Source organism: Burkholderia sp. BCC0405 (assembly GCF_902833075.1).
Taxonomy (GTDB): Bacteria; Pseudomonadota; Gammaproteobacteria; order Burkholderiales; family Burkholderiaceae; genus Burkholderia.
Window position 1 is genome coordinate 142,756 of the sequence record NZ_CADFEO010000003.1, and the last position, 17,327, is coordinate 160,082.

19 protein-coding genes are annotated in these 17,327 nt (G+C 68.4%); 6 read left to right on the plus strand and 13 right to left on the minus strand.

Going from position 1 to position 17,327, the window contains the following annotated elements; genetic code table 11:
- Positions 1-12: 12 nt before the first annotated feature.
- The 5 genes from fliJ to fliF are packed head-to-tail and all read right to left on the minus strand — an operon-like array spanning position 13 to position 5,457.
- Positions 13-471, minus strand: coding sequence for a flagellar export protein FliJ (fliJ, locus tag HWX36_RS05860; protein WP_175951269.1), 459 nt, complete (start codon positions 469-471; stop codon positions 13-15).
- 5 nt (positions 472-476) lie between these two features.
- Entirely contained in the window at positions 477-2,039 is a 1,563-nt protein-coding gene (fliI, locus tag HWX36_RS05865) for a flagellar protein export ATPase FliI (protein ID WP_175951270.1), read from the minus strand.
- Positions 2,033-2,716, minus strand: coding sequence for a flagellar assembly protein FliH (gene fliH / locus HWX36_RS05870; RefSeq protein WP_175951271.1), 684 nt, complete (start codon positions 2,714-2,716; stop codon positions 2,033-2,035). The genes fliI and fliH overlap by 7 nt, the downstream gene beginning before the upstream one ends.
- Entirely contained in the window at positions 2,709-3,704 is a 996-nt protein-coding gene (gene fliG, locus HWX36_RS05875; protein ID WP_175951272.1) for a flagellar motor switch protein FliG, read from the minus strand. Before fliG ends, fliH begins: the two co-directional genes overlap by 8 nt.
- Complete coding sequence (fliF, locus tag HWX36_RS05880; protein WP_175951273.1) at positions 3,694-5,457, minus strand: flagellar basal-body MS-ring/collar protein FliF; 1,764 nt, start codon at positions 5,455-5,457, stop codon at positions 3,694-3,696. Before fliF ends, fliG begins: the two co-directional genes overlap by 11 nt.
- A 249-nt stretch (positions 5,458-5,706) precedes the next feature.
- Between fliF and fliE the strand changes: the two genes are divergently transcribed.
- From fliE to HWX36_RS05905, 5 genes are all read left to right on the plus strand, one after another.
- Positions 5,707-6,051, plus strand: coding sequence for a flagellar hook-basal body complex protein FliE (gene fliE, locus HWX36_RS05885; RefSeq protein ID WP_011353512.1), 345 nt, complete (start codon positions 5,707-5,709; stop codon positions 6,049-6,051).
- A gap of 194 nt (positions 6,052-6,245) precedes the next feature.
- Positions 6,246-6,680, plus strand: a complete 435-nt coding sequence (fliS, locus tag HWX36_RS05890; protein WP_175951274.1) for a flagellar export chaperone FliS — start codon at positions 6,246-6,248, stop codon at positions 6,678-6,680.
- Positions 6,677-7,009: a flagellar protein FliT gene (locus HWX36_RS05895; RefSeq protein ID WP_175951275.1), complete on the plus strand. Its 333-nt coding sequence runs from the start codon at positions 6,677-6,679 to the stop codon at positions 7,007-7,009. The genes fliS and HWX36_RS05895 overlap by 4 nt, the downstream gene beginning before the upstream one ends.
- A 129-nt stretch (positions 7,010-7,138) precedes the next feature.
- Positions 7,139-8,488, plus strand: coding sequence for a flagellar hook-length control protein FliK (locus tag HWX36_RS05900; protein ID WP_175951276.1), 1,350 nt, complete (start codon positions 7,139-7,141; stop codon positions 8,486-8,488).
- Entirely contained in the window at positions 8,485-8,802 is a 318-nt protein-coding gene (locus HWX36_RS05905; RefSeq protein ID WP_175951277.1) for an EscU/YscU/HrcU family type III secretion system export apparatus switch protein, read from the plus strand. The genes HWX36_RS05900 and HWX36_RS05905 overlap by 4 nt, the downstream gene beginning before the upstream one ends.
- A 67-nt stretch (positions 8,803-8,869) precedes the next feature.
- On the opposite strand, the gene HWX36_RS37595 is transcribed toward HWX36_RS05905, so the two are convergent.
- Positions 8,870-8,995, minus strand: coding sequence for a hypothetical protein (locus HWX36_RS37595; protein ID WP_279613380.1), 126 nt, complete (start codon positions 8,993-8,995; stop codon positions 8,870-8,872).
- A 76-nt stretch (positions 8,996-9,071) separates the two neighbouring features.
- On the opposite strand from HWX36_RS37595, the gene HWX36_RS05910 reads away from it, so the two are divergent.
- Positions 9,072-9,806: a PepSY-associated TM helix domain-containing protein gene (locus tag HWX36_RS05910; protein ID WP_175951278.1), complete on the plus strand. Its 735-nt coding sequence runs from the start codon at positions 9,072-9,074 to the stop codon at positions 9,804-9,806.
- Positions 9,807-9,899: 93 nt separating this feature from the next.
- Here the strand turns inward: HWX36_RS05910 and HWX36_RS05915 are convergent, their stop codons facing one another.
- From HWX36_RS05915 to HWX36_RS05945, 7 genes are all read right to left on the minus strand, one after another.
- Entirely contained in the window at positions 9,900-10,925 is a 1,026-nt protein-coding gene (locus tag HWX36_RS05915; RefSeq protein WP_175951279.1) for an XdhC family protein, read from the minus strand.
- 180 nt (positions 10,926-11,105) lie between these two features.
- Positions 11,106-11,609: a hypothetical protein gene (locus HWX36_RS05920; RefSeq protein ID WP_175951280.1), complete on the minus strand. Its 504-nt coding sequence runs from the start codon at positions 11,607-11,609 to the stop codon at positions 11,106-11,108.
- A 546-nt stretch (positions 11,610-12,155) separates the two neighbouring features.
- Positions 12,156-13,562, minus strand: coding sequence for an amino acid permease (locus HWX36_RS05925; RefSeq protein WP_175951281.1), 1,407 nt, complete (start codon positions 13,560-13,562; stop codon positions 12,156-12,158).
- Positions 13,563-13,778: 216 nt separating this feature from the next.
- Entirely contained in the window at positions 13,779-14,435 is a 657-nt protein-coding gene (gene rqpR / locus HWX36_RS05930) for a response regulator transcription factor RqpR (RefSeq protein ID WP_175951282.1), read from the minus strand.
- Between the two features lie 7 nt (positions 14,436-14,442).
- On the minus strand, positions 14,443-15,258 hold the full coding sequence (gene rqpS, locus HWX36_RS05935) for a quorum system sensor histidine kinase RqpS (RefSeq protein WP_175951283.1): 816 nt from the start codon (positions 15,256-15,258) through the stop codon (positions 14,443-14,445).
- Between the two features lie 414 nt (positions 15,259-15,672).
- Entirely contained in the window at positions 15,673-16,443 is a 771-nt protein-coding gene (locus tag HWX36_RS05940) for a ferredoxin--NADP reductase (RefSeq protein WP_175951284.1), read from the minus strand.
- Between the two features lie 235 nt (positions 16,444-16,678).
- Positions 16,679-17,326 (minus strand): LysE family translocator, encoded by a 648-nt coding sequence (locus HWX36_RS05945; RefSeq protein WP_175951285.1) that lies wholly within the window; start codon positions 17,324-17,326, stop codon positions 16,679-16,681.
- Between the last annotated feature and the right edge of the window lies 1 nt (position 17,327).

Sequence of the window (17,327 nt, forward strand, 5' to 3'; positions counted from 1 at the left end):
TGCGGTGGTCGGTTACGACGAACGGGCCGCATCGGCCCGCATGCGCAGGATCTTCGCGGCGTGTTCGTCGGCGTCGCGCTGTTCGCGCCGGGCGTCGCGCTTCGCTTCCTGCGCGACGCCGCGCGCCTGCAGGATTTCAAACGAACCGACGGTGCGTTTCTTCTGTTGCCAGTTCGGGCGCGCTTCGTCGATGCGGACTTCGGCCGCGGCCAGCACGCTGCGCTGCTGCGCGATCGCGGCCTCGAGCGTGTCGATGAACGCCTGGAAATTGCGCCAGTTGCCGGCCGGCATCCCGTGCTGCGCGGATTGCGAGAAGCGCGCATGGTATTCGTCGCGGTAGCGCAGCAGCGCGTCGAGCTGCTCGGCGGCCGCGGTGCGGTCGCGCTGCGCGGTGCCGAGCTGCTTCGCGGCGGAGTCGAGATCTTCCTGCGCGCGGTCGAGCAGCAACTGAAGGGGAAAGCCGTGTGCCATCTGGATCAGCCTCCGTAAGCGTCGAACAGGGCATCGAGCCCGGCAAGGCTCGACGCGAACGGCGCGCATTCGCGAAAGCCCTGCTGCAGGAACGCCTCGATGCGCGGATAGAGCGCGATCGCGCGGTCGAGCTGCGCGTCGCGGCCGGGCGCGTATGCGCCGACCGCGATCAGGTCGCGATTGCGCTGGTAGCGCGACAGCATCTGCTTGAACTGCCGGACGTGGTCGAGATGCGTTTCGTCGATCAGCGCGGTCATCGCGCGGCTGATCGACGCCTCGATGTCGATCGCCGGGTAGTGGCCGGCCTCGGCGAGCGCGCGTGACAGCACGATGTGGCCGTCGAGGATCGCGCGCGCCGAATCGGCGATCGGGTCCTGCTGGTCGTCGCCTTCGGTCAGCACCGTGTAGAACGCGGTGATCGAGCCGCCGCCTTCCGGCCCGTTGCCGGTGCGCTCGACGAGCGCGGGCAGCTTCGCGAACACCGACGGCGGGTAGCCCTTCGTCGCGGGCGGTTCGCCGATCGCCAGCGCGATCTCGCGCTGCGCCATCGCGTAGCGCGTGAGCGAATCCATCAGCAGCAGCACGTGCTTGCCCTGGTCGCGGAAATACTCGGCGAGCGACGTCGCGTAGGCCGCGCCCTGCATCCGCAGCAGCGGCGACACGTCGGCCGGCGCCGCGACGACGACCGAGCGCGCGAGCCCGTCCTCGCCGAGGATCTGTTCGATGAATTCCTTCACTTCGCGGCCGCGTTCGCCGATCAGCCCGATCACGATCACTTCCGCGCTCGTGTAGCGCGCCATCGTGCCGAGCAGCACCGACTTGCCGACGCCCGAGCCCGCGAACAGGCCCATCCGCTGCCCGCGGCCGACGGTGAGCAGCGCGTTGATCGCGCGCACGCCGACGTCGAGCACGTGGTGGATCGGTTCGCGCTCGAGCGGGTTGATCGACGGCGCCGACAGCGGCGCGTCGACCTTCGATGCGAGCGGGCCGAGGCCGTCGAGCGGGCGGCCCGACGCGTCGACGACGCGCCCGAGCATCTCCCAGCCGACCGGCAGCCGCTTCGCGCCCGCGAGCGGATCGGCGACGGGCGCGGTTTCGAGCGGCCACACGCGCGCGCCGGGCAGCACGCCCGCGACGTCGGTGGTCGGCATCAGGAACAGGCGATCGCCGGCGAAGCCGACGACTTCGGCTTGCGCGTGCGGCAGCGTGCTGCCGGGCGGCAGTTCGATCGTGCATTCGGCGCCGACCGACAGGCGCAGCCCGATCGCCTCGAGCACGAGGCCGGCCGCGCGCGTCAGGCGCCCGCACGGCCGCAGCGGCAACGCGCGGTGGCTGCGCGCGGCGAGCCCGTTCAGGTGGCTGCGCCAGTGCGCGAGATGCGGGTTGTGCGGTGCGCGCGGTGCGGCGCCGGGGGTATCGGCCGCTGCAGCGGTGGCGTGCGGGGTGGGGTGTTGTGCGGTGTCCGGCGCGGCGTCGTGCGCGTGCGGGCCGAACGACGCGAGCGCGAGTTCGCGCTCCAGCGGTGTCATGCCGTCGTGCGCGAGCGCCTCGGGCGGCCGCGTCACCACGTGCTCACCTTGCCGATCGCGGCGGCGACGCGCTGCCAGCGCGTGGGCAGCGTCGCGTCGACCTCGCCGGTCGCGGCGTGCGCGCGGCAGCCGCCGCGCTCGATCGACGCGTCGGTGCGCACGTTCCAGCCGAGCGCATCGAGATCGTCCTGCAGGTAGGCTTCGACGACGGGCAGGTCGGCCGGGTTCACCGCGAGATGCGGCGCGCCGGACAGCGCGGGTTCGGCGGCGAGCACGTCGCGCACGGCGGCAACCAGCGCGGCCGGGTCGTGCTTCACGTGCTGGCGCACGACCTGCTGTGCGATGTCGAGCGCGAGCTGCGCGATGTCGGCGGCAAGGTCGTGTTCGACGGTCGACACGGCCTCGCGGAACGACGCGGCGAGCGCCGCGAGCTGCGCGGCCTGTTCGCGTGCGTCGGCCTGGCCGGCCTCGAAACCCTGTGCGCGACCCTGCTCGAAGCCGGCCTGGTAGCCGAGCGCCTGGCCTTCGACGTGGCCGGCCGCATGGCCTTCGGCATGTGCGGCGTCGCGCACGCGCTGCAGTTCCTCGGCGAGCGCGGCGGCGGCGGCCGCCGCGTCGTCGGGCGGCGGCGGGGGCGGCGGCGGGTCGAACGACGCCATCTCCCACCGCTGGTACGCGGTGAGGGTGCCCGCGCGATCGCTCGCCGAATCAGACATACGCGTCTTCCGCCTTGCCGCCGATCGCGATCGCGCCGCTCTCGGCCAGGTTGCGCACGATCTGCAGGATGCGGCGCTGCTGCGTCTCGACGTCGGACACGCGTACCGGGCCGCGCGCGTCGAGATCCTCGGCGAGCAGTTCGGCCGCGCGCTGCGACATGTTCGCGAGGAACTTCTGGCGCAGTGCCGGCGGCGCGCCCTTCAGCGCGATGATCAGCGTTTCCGACTCGACTTCCTTGAGCACCATCTGGATCGCGCGGTCCTCGAGGTCGAGCAGGTTCTCGAACACGAACATCTGGTCGATGATCTTCTGCGCGAGTTCGGCGTCGTACTGGCGCACGCTTTCGAGCACGCCTTCCTCATGCACGCTCGTCATGAAGTTCAGGATCTCGGCCGCGGTGCGGATGCCGCCCATCGGGCTGCGCTTCAGGTTGTCGCTGCCGGACAGCAGGCCCGTCAGCACGTCGTCGAGCTCGCGCAGCGCGGCCGGCTGGATGCCGTCGAGCGTCGCGATCCGCAGGATCACGTCGTTACGCAGCCGCTCGGTGAAGCACGACGCGATTTCCGACGCCTGGTCGCGGTCGAGGTGCACAAGGATCGTCGCGATGATCTGCGGATGCTCGTTCTTGATCAGCTCGGCCACGGCGCCGGAGTCCATCCACTTCAGGCCCTCGATGCCGCTCGTGTCGCTGCCCTGCAGGATGCGGTCGATCAGCACGCCGGCCTTGTCCTCGCCGAGCGCCTTGGTCAGCACCGAGCGGATGTAGTCGCCCGAATCGAGCGACAGCGCGGTGTGCTGCTCCGCTTCCTTCGCGAATTCGTGCAGCACGTCCTCGACCTGCTCGCGCGTGACGTTCTTCAGCGCGGCCATCGCGGCGCCGATCTTCTGGACCTCGCGCGGCGCGAGGAACTTGAATACCTGCGCGGCCTCTTCCTCGCCGATCGACATCAGCAGGAGCGCGCTCTTGGTCAAGCCTTCAGCGTTCATCGGACACCCAGTTCTTCACGACGGTGGCGACGATCTTCGGATCCTGGCGGGCGATCGTGCGCGCGTAGTCGAGGTTGCGTTCGTAACGGTTCTTTTCGCTTTCGAAGCCGAGCAGCAGCGCGTCGGGTTCCTCGGCCTTTTCCGGCGCCGGCAGGCCGTCGAGCGCGACCGGATCTTCCGGCGCGGCGAGCGCCTGCGCGACCGGCTCGGGCGGCGGGAACGCGCGGCGCATCGCCGGGCGCACGAACATAAAGTAGAGCGCCGCCGCGGCCGCCGCGATGCCGAGCCACTTCGCCGCTTCCTTCGCCATCGCGATCATGTCCGGCTGGCGCCACCACGGCAGGTCGGCGTACGGGTCGCTCACGGTCGAGAACGCGCTGTTCACGACGTTCACCGAGTCGCCGCGCTTCTCGTCGTAGCCCATCGCGTCCTTCACGAGCTGTTCGACCTGCGCGAGCTTCGCGGGCGGCAGCGGCTGCATCGTCACGTGGCCCTTCGCGTCGGCGACCGGCTGATAATTGACGACGACCGCGACCGACAGCCGCTTCACGCTGCCCATCGGCTGCTCGAGATGGCGGATCGTCTTGTCGAGCTCGTAGTTGGTCGTCTGGTCCTTGCGGTCGCTCACCGGCGTCGCCTGCGGCGCGTTCGGGCCGTTGCCGGCGACGATCGGCGCGGAAGCCGGCTGCGGCGGCGTGTTCGACAGCGCGCCCGGCACGCCCGACGCGCCGCCCTGCGCGAGCTCGGTCGAGCTGCTGGTCTGCTGGCTGCGGATCGCGGCCTGCTGCGGCGCGCCGTTCGGGCCGTAGCTTTCCGACGTCTGCTCGACCTTCGAGAAATCGAGGTCCGCGCTGACCTGCGAGCGCGCGTTGCCGGCGCCGAAGATCGGCGCGAGGATCGCGTCGATGCGCTTCTGCGTGTTGTGCTCGACCTGCTGCACGTACTTGAGCTGGCTCGCGTCGAGGCCGGATGCCGACGCGGTCTGGGTCAGCAGGTTGCCGTCCTGGTCGACGATCGTCACGTTTTTCGCGGGCATGTCGGGCACGCTGGACGACACCATCCGCGTGATGGCCTGAACCTGGCCCTCGTCGAGCACGCGGCCCGGGTAGAGGTCGACGAACACCGACGCGCTCGGCGCTTCCTTGTCACGTACGAACACCGACGGCTTCGGGATCGCGAGATGCACGCGCGCGCCGCGCACGGCGTTGATCGATTCGATGGTGCGCTGCAGCTCGCCTTCGAGCGCGCGCTGGTAGTTGATCTGTTCGGCGAACTGGCTGATGCCGAATTTCTGGTTGTCCATCAGCTCGAAGCCGACCGAGCCGCCCTTGGGCAGCCCCATCGCGGCGAGCTTCAGGCGCGTTTCATGCACCTGGTTCGACGGCACGAGGATCGCGCCGCCCGCATCGGCGAACTTGTAGGGAACGTTTGCTTGCTGGAGCGCGGCGATGATCGCACCGCCGTCGCGATCCGACAGGTTGCTGTACAGCACGCGGTAGTCGGGCGCGCGGCTCCACAGCACGAGCGCGGTGATGACGGCGACCGCGAACGCGACGGCGATCAGGAACGGCAGCTTCGGGTTGCCCTTCATCCGCGAGATGCCGGGGATGCGTTCCGCGAAGCCGCCAAGCCCGAAGTCCGCGCCTGCGCCACCCGCGCCCGGCAACGCGGCGGCCGCGGCGGCGCCGGGCGCCGGGCTGGCGAGGCCCGCGCGGGCGTCTGGGTTGATCAGCGAGTTGGCCTGCGAATCCATGCGTCGAGTTTCTCCGGAGCGGGACGACTGAGCTCGCTCGGACGAGCGGGCGGACAATGACACGATGCGATTATCGTGACCCGGGCCGTCCTCCGATCGACCGAAAAGAGCGGGGTTTCCCCCGTACTTTCTCGGCTTTGACGCGCGGCGCGCTGCTATCCTTTTTCGGAATCCGGCATGGTGCGCGTGGTGCGGCGCCGGCGGATCTCCCGGTGCGTCCGGGTCTCTTCTCTCAGTTTTGGGGACAGCATGACTGCGAACGTCAGCGGAATCGGTTCGGTGTTGCAACAGATGCAGTCGATGGCCGCGCAGGCGTCCGGCGGCGTCGCGAGCCCGACGGCGGCGCTGGCCGGCTCGGGCGCGGCGACGGCCAGCACCTTCGCGAGCGCGATGAAGGCGTCGCTCGACAAGATCAGCGGCGACCAGCAGCACGCGCTCGGCGAGGCGCAGGCGTTCGAGGTCGGCGCGCCGAACGTGTCGCTGAACGACGTGATGGTCGACATGCAGAAAGCCAACATCGGCTTCCAGTTCGGGCTCCAGGTCCGCAACAAGCTGGTGAGCGCTTACAACGACATCATGCAGATGTCGGTCTGACAGGGCGGCTATCCGGGGAAAGCGCTCCGCGCACGGCCATCCGGGCGGGTCCGCAGCGCGGCCTTGCCGCGCCAGGCGGCATGTTCCGCTTGCCTAAAGCTTTCCAAATCCCTTCCGATAACTCCGGTGAAGGCCGCGTCGTGCAATGCACGGCGGCGGTTCCCGTATAGCCAACGCACAACAAGGAGAAGCGCATGTTTTCGCCAGGACACGCTGGAGCCAGTGCATACGCGCGTGTCGGCGTCGAGACGGGGGTGATGGGCGCCTCCCCGCACCGGTTGATCGCGATGCTGTACCAGGGCGCGCGGCAGGCGGTTGCGCTGGCGCGCATGCATTTGCAGCAGGGCAATGTATCCGCGCGCGGCGAAGCGATCGGCAAGGCGATCCGGATCGTCGACAGCGGGCTGAAGGCGTCGCTGAACCGCGACGCGGGCGGCGAGATCGCGGAGCGGCTGGACGCGCTGTATGCGTATATCAGCCGGCGTCTGCTCGAAGCCAATGCGCAGGCGAGCGACGCGATGCTGGTCGAGGTCGACAGGCTGCTCGCGACGCTCGAGGAAGCATGGACGGGAATCGCCCCGGAAGTCGCGCGGATGGCCGCGCAACAGGCAGTGGAAGCATCAAGATGAATCGCAAGGCCGAATACTTCGAACTTTACGAGGCGCTCGCCGCCGTGTCGGGCCGGATGCTGGGCGCCGCCCGCAGCGCCGACTGGAGCGCGTTGCCGGGGTTGCAGGCCGAATTCATGCAGCTGGTCGACGGGCTGAAGGAAGCCGATCCGGGCGTCGTGCTCGACGAATCGGATCTCGGCCGCAAGCTTGACCTGATCCGCCGCATCCTGGCCGACGACGCCGCGATCCGCGATCTCGCGAGCCCGGACGTCGCGCGGCTGTCCGCGCTGTTCGAGGCGCGGCGCTCGACCCAGGTATTGACCGATCTCTACCGCGCGCGCGGGTAGGGCCTGTTTCCGGGGAAACGGGCGCGGGGCGCACGAGCCCGGTGCGGCAGGCGCGCAGTTCCCGCGGACGGCACCGGTGTGTCGTTCCCGGATTCGCCACGATGTGGCTGAGGTGACCAGGCTCCGATCATGACCGGTATCGACTCCGTTGCGGCCGCCCTGCTGGCGAGCCGCCTGGACAGCTTGCTGACCGGCACCGTGTCGGCGCCCGCCGGCGGCGGCGCGACCTCGCAGGTCGGTACGCCGGGCACCGGCGCGCCGTCCACGCCTTCGGCCGGCAGTCCGCCTGCCGCGCCGCCCGCTTCCACCCAGACCGCGCTGTCCGAGGTCGGGCGCGTGCTCGACGCGATCTCGCGCGCGGGCGGCGATTCGACGCCGGCCATCGCCGGGCGCGCGCCGCTGCTGGCTGACCCCACCGTGCTGCTGACCGACGCGGCCGCGCCGGCCGCCTCCGATCCGGCTGCGTCTTCCACGCCGGCTTCCGCCGCGGCGTCGCCGGCTGCCGCGGCGCGCGAAGCGGCTGCGACTTTGCCGGTCGCGGCGCTGCGCGCAGCGCTCGCGCAGGCGGTGAGCGAAAGCGGCCTCTTCTATGAATCCCATCTCGCGCAGTGGCTGGCCGGCCAGCGTCCGCTCGCGGCGCTGATGCGCGAGCCGCAGGCACGCCTCGCGGACGCGCTCGCGCCGGCTGACCCGGATGCCGCACAGCACGGCTCGACCGACCTGCTCGACGAGCTGCTCGCGCAGCGCCCGCCGTTGCCGGCGACCGCGCGTGCAACAGCGCAGCCGGGCACGCCGGCCCAGGGCGGCGCGGCGGCTCGCGATCCCGCGCCGGCCTGGCCGTCGGGCGCGCGGCAAGGGGCGTCGCTGCCACCCGATACGGCCGATCTGCTCGGCGATGGGCCCGATGCGCGCTGGATGCCCGCGCGAGCCGAGCTGGCCGCCGCATCGTCCGATTCCCAGGCGCAGACGCTTGCGCCCGTGCATCCGGCCGCGGTGCCGCTCGTCAGGCAGCAGCTCGACGCGCTCGCGACCGACCAGTTCCGCTGGAGCGGCGAGGCATGGCCCGGCGCGCGGCTCGACTGGACGATCGAGCCCGACGATCCGGGCAGCCGCGCGCCGCGCGGCGACGGCGACTCGGGCGACGGCATCGCCTGGCGCACGCGCCTCACGCTCACGTTGCCGTCGCTCGGCACGGTCGACGCGGAGCTGGTGCTGAACGGCACGCAACTCGTCGCGCGGCTGCGTGCGAACCCGACGGGGGCCGACCGTCTCACCCGGCACGAGGCGGCACTGCGGCAGCGGCTCGAAGTGTCGGGGCTCAAGGTGGGCGGGCTGTCGATCCGCGCGGTCGACGGCGGCCCGGACGGCTTCGACCTGTTTGCGGCCCAGGCGGCGGCCGCCGCGTATGCGCGCGGTTCAGCGTCGGCCAGCGGCCCGACCACGCGTGCGCCGGATACCGACGACGAGGCGCTGCAATGAGCATGACGTCCCGCAAGCGCGCAGCCGCGCTCGTCTACGATCCGAAGGGCGGTGACGCGGCGCCGCGCGTGGTCGCGAAGGGCTACGGTGCGCTCGCCGAGATGATCGTCGCGCGCGCGCACGACGCGGGGTTGTACGTGCATACGGCGCCGGAGATGGTGTCCCTGCTGATGCAGGTCGACCTCGACGACCGGATTCCGCCGCAGCTCTACCAGGCGGTAGCGGATCTGCTTGCGTGGCTGTACGCGCTCGACCGTACCGAACCCGCGCCGGACGACGCCGCACCGCGCTTTCCGCTGCCGCCGCTGCGTTGAGCGGCTCGGCACCGCGCGATTTCTTACGAAATGCCGTCTTGATATTGCGAGATCATTCTGTCGATATTCAGCCGCCATCTTCCAGCATCATGAGGCAATCCGGTTGCTTCGTCTGGATTTCCGCTGTCGCGGGGCTAGCCGCCATGTAACCGGGCGGATTGAGCCGGCTATCGATTTGTGTAATGATATCCATTCTCATTTTCATGCTGCTCGGGCGGCGCGCACACTCTGCGCGCCGCCCGTTGTTTTGAACGAATGGACCCTTTCGCGTGAACGCGCCCGAAACGATCAATCCGCCGCAGACGGGTGCTGCCCGCGCGGGTGTCACCGTGCTGCACCCGGCGGCCCGCCCGCTGACCGACGACGAACTGGCCGCGCGCCGCCAGCGTTCGCGCCGCGCGACCTTCATCAAGTGGCTGCGCAAGGTGCATGGCTGGGTCGGCCTGTGGGGCGCAGTGCTCGGGCTGCTGTTCGGTGTGACGGGCGTGCTGCTCAACCACCGCGCGCCGCCGCTGAAGATCTCGACCGGCGAGCCGCAGGTCGAGGAGATGCAGATCGCGCTGCCCGATCCGGCGCCGAAGACGCCCGCCGCGATGACGAAGTGGCTGCAGCACGAACTGCATTTCGACGGCAAGCCGGGCCGCATGCGCAAGGAACCCGCGCAGCCCGTCGCGTGGGGCGACAAACGCGTGATGCAGCCGGAACACTGGCAGATGGGCCTGTTCGGCCCGCACCAGAACGTGCAGGCCGAATACTGGGTCGGCAACGGCTACGTCGCGGTGAAGCGCACGGGCAACACGTTCCTGACCACGCTGAACAACCTGCATCGCGGCGTCGGGATGAATCTCGGCTGGGTGCTGCTGATGGACACGATTGCAGGCTCGCTGATCCTGCTGTCGCTGACCGGCGTGCTGCTGTGGACCGAGCTGAACAAGCGCCGCACGGTGGGCGTCGTGCTGGTGGTCGGTTCGGTCGCCGCGGCGCTGGCCGCGGGCCTGGCCTGATCGGCGGCACGCGTCGGCCTGGCGCCGGCGCGTGCCGCTTCGCTGGTGTCGTCCGCTTCGCCCGGTGCGACCGCGTGCCGGAGCCGTTAGCGATCAGAGGCCGCAGGCCGCGCCGCTGTTCGCCGCGATTTCGCGCGCGGCCTTCGCGCCCTCGACCTGCAGGATCGTCGGCAGCGTCACGTTGTTCTTCGCGGCGGTGATCTCGGCGAGGATCGAGATCGCGATTTCCGGCGGCGTCCGGCTGCCGATGTAAATGCCGGCCGGCCCGTGCAGCCGGCCCAGTTCCGCTTCGTTCAGGTCGAATTCGCGCAGCCGTTCGCGCCGCGCCGCGTTGTTGCGCCGCGAGCCGAGCGCGCCCACGTAGAACGCGGGCGTCTTCAGCGCCTCCATCAGCGCGAGATCGTCGAGCTTCGGATCGTGCGTGAGCGCGATCACGGCCGAACGTGCATCGAGATTCATGTCGAGCACCGTATCGTCGGGCATCGTGTGCACGACACGCGTACCCGGTACATCCCACGCATCCGTGTATTCCTCGCGCGGATCGCACACCGTCACCTGGTAGTCGAGCCCGACCGCGATCTGGCACAGATAGCGCGACAACTGGCCGGCGCCGATCACGAGCATTCGATAGCGCGGCCCGTGGATCGTCACGAGCCGCTCGCCGTCGAACGCGAGCCCGTCGGACGCCTGCGCGGGCGACAGCGATGCGCGGCCCGTCGCGAGCGTCATCGTGCGCGTGACGAGGCGGCCGGCCTCGACTTCCGCGCACAGCGCGGCAATCCCGCTGTCGCGCGTGAGCGGCTCGAGCACGAGCTGGATCGTGCCGCCGCATGGCAGCCCGAAGCGGTGCGCCTCCTCGGCCGTCACGCCGTACTTGAGCGCTTCCGGGCGCGCGTCGGCCGCGATCCCGCTCGCGTGCACGCGGGCGATCAGGTCGTCCTCGATACACCCGCCGGACACGGAGCCGACCACGAGCCCGTCCTCGCGCACCGCGAGCATCGCGCCTTCGGGGCGGGGCGACGAGCCCCACGTCTTCACGACCGTCACCAGCAGCACGCGGCGCCCTTCTTCGAGCCAGCGCGCGCTGGATTTCAATACATCGAGATCGACGCTTTCCATCATCTTCTTCCTGTTGCCGGGCGACACCGCCGATGCGGGCCGCCGTTCGATGGCGCGATTATGAACCGGTCGCGGCAAGCGTGCATGCGACGGGGAACGCGCAAAACGGGGAAGGGGGAGACGGAGCAGCGAGGAAGGCGGGCAGGGCGGCCCGGGACGGGCCGCCGGTGGGGCGCTCCGTCAGAGCGAGCCCAGGTACTGCGTCAGCGCGCGGATGTTGTTGTCATACGCGTTCGACGTGCCAAGCTCGACGCCGCCGCTGCGCACGTAGTACTCGAACGGCACGGAGCGGGTGCCGAAGAACGGCAGGAAATTGTCCGGTTGCAGCGTCGTGCCGTTCAGGCCGATCGCCCAGTTCCTCGACTTGTACAGCTCGAGCTCGCGGATCGTCGCCTGGACCAGGTTCGTCTCCGACGCGCGAATCGCGGCGATGCGCTGCGTCAGCGTCTCGATGTTCGCCTGGTACGCGCTCGGCTCGCCGACCGAGACGCCACGTGCGCGGACGTAGTAGCTGAACGGCAGGTTGCGCTCGGTGAAGAACGTCAGGAAACCGTCCGGCGCCAGCGTATCCCCGTTCAGCCCGATCGCCCAGTTCTTGCTTTGATAATCCCTGAGCCCCGCGATCGTCTGGTTGGCCGCGTTGATTTCGACCTTCGCCGTGACGTTGACCAATGTATTGCTCATGACAGACCTCTCTGGTTCTTGTTGAACTTCGGACAGGTGCAGCGACATGCCTCCGGACGGAGGCAATACAATACCCGCGACCGGATTATCCGGTTTTGATTGTGATTAATTAAAAAGATGCTGAAAATTCGTTTATGAATGAACGGTGAATTTATGTTTAACGGAAATGCGTCTCGATGAAATCGATTGCATCCCGTAGCGCTCATGCTGCGGCACAATCCCCATCTGGTATGGGCTCGGCAGGTTAGTGCGGTCAGCCGACCTGAATACTAGTTTGGCGGATGCAAGAGTTCAATGTCGGTTGCGCGATTATTTTGTGCTATTCATATTAAATTCAATCGCATTGCGTTTTTAATCGATTAATTCTCTGATCTGAATCGAATATGCCGGCATTCGAAAAACAGCCAATGGGAACGGGAATTGACGCGCGGATCGTTGCAGGAAAAGCAACGTGGCGGCGTGACGCGTGAAGGAAGGGCGGGGAGGGGGCGGGGCCGGTATCCGGCCCCGCGGGTGCGCACCGTGCCGCGTGCGGCACGGCGGCGCTCAGTGCGCGTCGTGGTGACCGTGCGCGAGCTTCGAGTGGTGGCGCGAGTACACGAAGTAGATCGCGAGGCCGATCACGAGCCAGATGCCGAACGCGGCCCACGTGATGGGTTGCAGGTTCAGCATCAGGAACAGGCACGACGCGACCGCGAGGATCGGCACCACGGGTACGCCGGGGCAGCGGAACGCACGCGGCAGGTCGGGGTGCGTGCGACGCAGCACGAGCACGGCGATCGACACCATCGAGAACGCCGCGAGCGTGCCGATGTTGATCAGTTCGGCGAGCACGTTGAGCGGCACGAGCGCGGCGATCAGCCCGAAGAATAGGCCGACGAGCCAGGTCGTCAGGAACGGCGTCGCATAGCGCGGGTGCACGCGCGACAACGCCGCGGGCAGCAGCCCGTCGCGCGACATCGCGAAGATCACGCGCGTCTGGCCGTAGCTCATCACGAGGATCACGGTCAGCATGCCGAGCACGGCGCCGAGATCGATGAAGCCCGCGACCCACGTCTCGCCGGCCATCTGCAGCGCGTACGAGATCGGGTGCGAGATGTTCGCGTACTGGGCCGATGGCACGATGCCGGTCGCGACCGCGGCGACCGTCACGTACAGCACCGCGCACACCGCGAGCGACGCGATGATGCCGATCGGCAGGTCGCGTTTCGGATTCTTCACTTCCTCGGCGGCGGACGACACCGCGTCGAAGCCGATGAACGCGAAGAACATCACGGCCGCCGCGCCGAACACGCCGTTCCAGCCGTGCGGCATGAACGGCTTCCAGTTCGCGGGCGTCACGTGGAACAGGCCGACCGCGATCACGAGCAGCACGACCGACACCTTGATGAACACCATGATGTTGTTGATGCGGGTCGACTCGCGGATGCCGATCGACAGCAGCGTCGTGATCACGATCATCACGAGGAACGCGGGCAGGTTGAACCACGTGACGACGCCCGGCACCGCGCCGGGCGCCGCCGTCAGCACGGCGGGCAGCGACAGCCCGAAGCCCTGCAGCAGCGACTGCAGGTAGCCCGACCAGCCGACCGACACGGCCGACGACGCGAGGCCGTATTCGAGCATCAGGTCCCAGCCGATGATCCACGCGACGAGCTCGCCGAGGGTGGCGTACGAATACGTGTAGATCGAGCCGGCGACGGGGATCGTCGACGCGAATTCCGCGTACGACAGCGCCGCGAGGCCGCACGCGATCGCGGCGATCACGAACGACAGCATCAGCGCGGGGCCGGCCTGCACGGCGCCGGTACCGGTCAGCACGAAGATGCCGGTGCCGATGATCGCGCCGATGCCGAGGAAGGTGAGGTCGATCGCGCCGAGCGCTTTCTTGAGCCCGGCGGCATGCGCGCCGGCGATCATGCGATCGACGTTTTTCTTGCGGAAGAGTGACATTGCGGATGGATCGCCAGCGCGCGCGGGCGCGGTAGCACTGACTGAGTGAAAACCGGCGATTTTAGCCGATTTGGCGCGCAAAACCCGCCGCGGTGCAGCGGTGCCTCGAGAAATCGTCCAATAAAACAAGCGCTTGCGCGCCCGACGGGCGGCAGCGGGCGGCGGCGCGGCATGCGCCGCGTCGCCGGGCCGGACGAACCGGGCAGGGCGGCGAACTCAGGCGCCGGCCGTGGGCGCCATGTCGACGAGCCGGTTGCTCATCACGTAGAACGTGAGCTCCGCATTGTTCGACAGCCGCATCTTCTCGAGCAGCCGCGACCGGTACACGCTCACCGTCTTCACGGACAGCGACAGCGTGTTCGCGATGTCGGTGAGCCGCTTGCCCGACGCGAGCATGCAGAGCGTCTGGTATTCGCGGTCGGACAGCTTCTCGTGCGGCAGCGGCTCGTTCTCGAACGACACGTATTCGGCGAGCGCCTCGGCCATCGCGGGGCTCACGTACTTGCGGCCGGCCGCGACCTGCTGGATCGCGCAGATCATCTGCGCGGCGTTGACCGTCTTCGACAGATAGCCGGCGGCGCCGGCCTTCAGCGCGCGTACCGCGTACTGATCCTCGCGGTACATCGAGAACATCAGCACCGGCGTGCGCGGCAGCTTGCGCTTGAGGCGCTTGAGCACTTCGATGCCGTTCGTGTCCGGCAGCGAGATGTCGAGCAGGATCACGTCGAATTCCTGCTTGTCGACGGCGGCCATGGCGTCGCCGCCGTTCTCGGCCTCGGTGACGTCGCGTGCGACGCCACGGTCGATCAGCAACTGGCGGATCCCTTGCCGGACGATCGCGTGATCGTCCACGAGCAGGATGTTCAGGCTCATGACGACCTCACGAAAGCAACGCGCGGCGGGCCGCAACGGGCACCGCGAGCAGCGAATCCCAAGCGAAGCGCGCGGTGACGCGCGTGCCGTGGCCGGTTTCCGGCGTGGCCGTCTCGAAGCTGCCGCCGAACGCCTCGCAGCGGGCGCGCATGCCGGCGAGACCGTAGCCGGGGCGGCGGCGCCGGGAGAAACCGGTCCCATCGTCGGAGACAATCAGTGACAGGTGCGTGCGATCGGTGGCGATCCGCACGTCGACCGACGTCGCGCGTGCGTGCTTCGCGACGTTCGACAACGCTTCCTGCGCGACGCGGAACACCGCGAGCGCGCTGGCGCCGGCGATCTGCGTCAGGCGCGCGTCGGCCGCACAGACGAAGCTGGTGTGCAGGCCCGTGCGTGCCGCGTGGGTGTCGGCCCACGACGACAGCGCGCCGACCACGCCTGCGTCGAGCGCCGGCGTGTCGCGCTCGTCGATCAGCCGGCGATTCGCGTCGGTCGCGGCGTCGAGCGCCTGCTGCGCAAGGGCCAGCGCGCGCAGGCAACCCTCCGGCGCATCGGCCGGCAGCCACGCTTGAACGTTTGCGAGCGCGAAACGCGCGGCGGTGAGTTCGGCACCGAGCCCGTCGTGCAATTCGCCGGCCAGGTGACGGCGGGCCGCCTCGTCGGCGGCGAGCAACTGGGTAGACAGCGCTGCGATCCGCGCGGCGCAGGCGTCGCGTGTCGACGCGGCGTCGGTAGTGGGCGGAGTCGCGGCGCAGCCCGGCACGCGCTGTTGCGACGGGAACGGGGCGTGGGCGCCCAAGGGCGCGTTAAGCGACGTATCCATGACTCTCCCTGCTGTCAGAAGCGGTTCAGACACCGGCTGGTTGCGTGGATCGGCTGCCGTTTTGATGACGGTCGCCGCCAGAGAATCGCCCCCTGCCGAGGTAACAAAAGTTACGTCTTGTAACACTTGCATCCGACCCTTTCACTGTCATCCCAACGGTAACCACGCGCGGCGAATAATATCTCAAAATTTCTGAAAAGGTCATGTCGGGCGGACATTTAAGGGTAAATGTGAACAATCGGAATGAACGTGTTGTAGGAAAAACACTGACACCCGAGCACCGGACGATGACGTATCCAAATGTAACTATTTGAGATGAGATGATCCCAACTTGTTACGAATTCGCCAAGTAGGGACGAAAAAAAACCGGAGCTTTCGCTCCGGTTCTTGATGACGCGCAAATATGGGGATCGATCAGTCCACGAACGCGCGCTCGATCACGTAGTGGCCCGGCGCGCTGTTCTTGCCTTCGACGAGGCCGGCCTGCTTCAGCAGGTCGGTCGTGTCCTTCAGCATCGCGGTACTGCCGCACAGCATCACGCGGTCGTTTTCCGGCGAGAACGGCGGGACGTCGAGATCCGTGAACAGCTTGCCCGTTGCGATCAGGTCGGTGATCCGGCCTTCGTTGTCGAACGCTTCGCGCGTGACCGTCGGGTAGTAGACGAGCTTTTGCTTGATGATGTCGCCAAGGTACTCGTGGCCCGGCAGGTCATGCTTGATGTAGTCCATGTACGCGAGCTCGCCCTTCAGGCGGCACGTGTGCGTCAGGATCACCTTGTCGAAGCGCTCGTAGATGTCCGGATCGCGGATGATCGACATGAACGGCGCGAGGCCCGTGCCCGTCGACAGCATCCACAGCGTCTTGCCCGGCAGCAGGTTGTCGGCGACCAGCGTGCCCGTCGGCTTCTTGCCGATCAGCACCGTGTCGCCCACCTTCAGGTGCTGCAGGCGCGACGTCAGCGGGCCGTCCTGCACCTTGATGCTGAAGAATTCGAGATGCTCTTCGTAGTTCGGGCTGACGATCGAGTAGGCGCGCGCGAGCGGCTTGCCGTCGACCTCGAGGCCGACCATCGTGAATTCGCCGTTGTTGAAGCGCAGGCTCGCCTCACGGGTGCAGGTGAAGCTGAACAGCGTGTCGGTCCAGTGATGGACGGATTGGACGGTGGCGGTGTCGTATTTGCTCATGGCTTTGAAAACGGACGCGCGTAGCGAACGCGAGTAACGGGCCCAAAAACGGGCAAAAAACCGAGTGCGACGGCCCGATCGCGGATCGGCCGGCCGGCGCGTCGGACACGCGCCTTCTCGATGACAGACGATTGAGGAACTCGTTATTTTACCCTGTTGACGCGGATCGCGGGCTTGACCCGCGTGGCCGCGCGGATTTGGCGCAACGAATCATTTCAATCGGCTTTCGGTTTTTTCAGCGTTCGGCCGCGAGTTTCGCGCCGAGGCCGACGAGCGCCACGCCGCACAGCGCGTCGAGCGGGCGCCGCACGCGCCGGTAGCCGCGTTGCGCGCGCGGGCTCGCGAACAGGTAGGCGACGCACGAATACCAGCCGGCCGACAGCATGCCGATCGTCACCAGCACCGCGCCGTTGAACCACAGCGGCACGTGCGCGGGCAGCATCGCCGCGAACACGCTGGTCCAGAACGCGCACGATTTTGGGTTGGTCAGGCACGTGAACAGCCCGCTGCGATAGGCGCGCAGGTAGTCGCGCGCGTGCGGCGCGGCCAGCGGCGCGCGTTCGTCGGGCGCGTCGGCCGACGCCGTATCGCGGCGCACGCCCGAGCGCAGCAGCTTGAAGCCGAAATACACGAGGTACACGGCGCCGCCGATCCGGATTGCCTCGTACAGCCATTCGACCTGGTGCAGCACGGCCGCGAGGCCGAGCATCGCGAGCGTCGCCCACGCGACCGACGCGGTGCCGACGCCGAGCGCCGATGCGGCACCGAGGCTGCGCCGGCCCGCGAGCGACAGTTGCGAAATCATGAAGAAATTCGGGCCGGGGGTGATCGCCGCGACGAGATAGACGGCGGCGATTTGCAGCAGGATCGGCAGGTAGGTCATG

Coding starts and splice junctions, on each gene's coding strand:
- fliS (WP_175951274.1), top strand. CDS start 6,246: ATGTTTTCGCCAGGACACGCTGGAGCCAGTGCATACGCGCGTGTCGGC.
- fliE (WP_011353512.1), top strand. CDS start 5,707: ATGACTGCGAACGTCAGCGGAATCGGTTCGGTGTTGCAACAGATGCAG.
- fliF (WP_175951273.1), bottom strand. CDS start 5,457: ATGGATTCGCAGGCCAACTCGCTGATCAACCCAGACGCCCGCGCGGGC.
- HWX36_RS05900 (WP_175951276.1), top strand. CDS start 7,139: ATGACCGGTATCGACTCCGTTGCGGCCGCCCTGCTGGCGAGCCGCCTG.
- fliJ (WP_175951269.1), bottom strand. CDS start 471: ATGGCACACGGCTTTCCCCTTCAGTTGCTGCTCGACCGCGCGCAGGAA.
- HWX36_RS05920 (WP_175951280.1), bottom strand. CDS start 11,609: ATGAGCAATACATTGGTCAACGTCACGGCGAAGGTCGAAATCAACGCG.
- rqpS (WP_175951283.1), bottom strand. CDS start 15,258: ATGGATACGTCGCTTAACGCGCCCTTGGGCGCCCACGCCCCGTTCCCG.
- fliG (WP_175951272.1), bottom strand. CDS start 3,704: ATGAACGCTGAAGGCTTGACCAAGAGCGCGCTCCTGCTGATGTCGATC.
- fliH (WP_175951271.1), bottom strand. CDS start 2,716: ATGTCTGATTCGGCGAGCGATCGCGCGGGCACCCTCACCGCGTACCAG.
- HWX36_RS05905 (WP_175951277.1), top strand. CDS start 8,485: ATGAGCATGACGTCCCGCAAGCGCGCAGCCGCGCTCGTCTACGATCCG.
- HWX36_RS05915 (WP_175951279.1), bottom strand. CDS start 10,925: ATGGAAAGCGTCGATCTCGATGTATTGAAATCCAGCGCGCGCTGGCTC.
- HWX36_RS05895 (WP_175951275.1), top strand. CDS start 6,677: ATGAATCGCAAGGCCGAATACTTCGAACTTTACGAGGCGCTCGCCGCC.
- HWX36_RS05940 (WP_175951284.1), bottom strand. CDS start 16,443: ATGAGCAAATACGACACCGCCACCGTCCAATCCGTCCATCACTGGACC.
- HWX36_RS05945 (WP_175951285.1), bottom strand. CDS start 17,326: ATGACCTACCTGCCGATCCTGCTGCAAATCGCCGCCGTCTATCTCGTC.
- HWX36_RS37595 (WP_279613380.1), bottom strand. CDS start 8,995: ATGGATATCATTACACAAATCGATAGCCGGCTCAATCCGCCCGGTTAC.
- HWX36_RS05925 (WP_175951281.1), bottom strand. CDS start 13,562: ATGTCACTCTTCCGCAAGAAAAACGTCGATCGCATGATCGCCGGCGCG.
- rqpR (WP_175951282.1), bottom strand. CDS start 14,435: ATGAGCCTGAACATCCTGCTCGTGGACGATCACGCGATCGTCCGGCAA.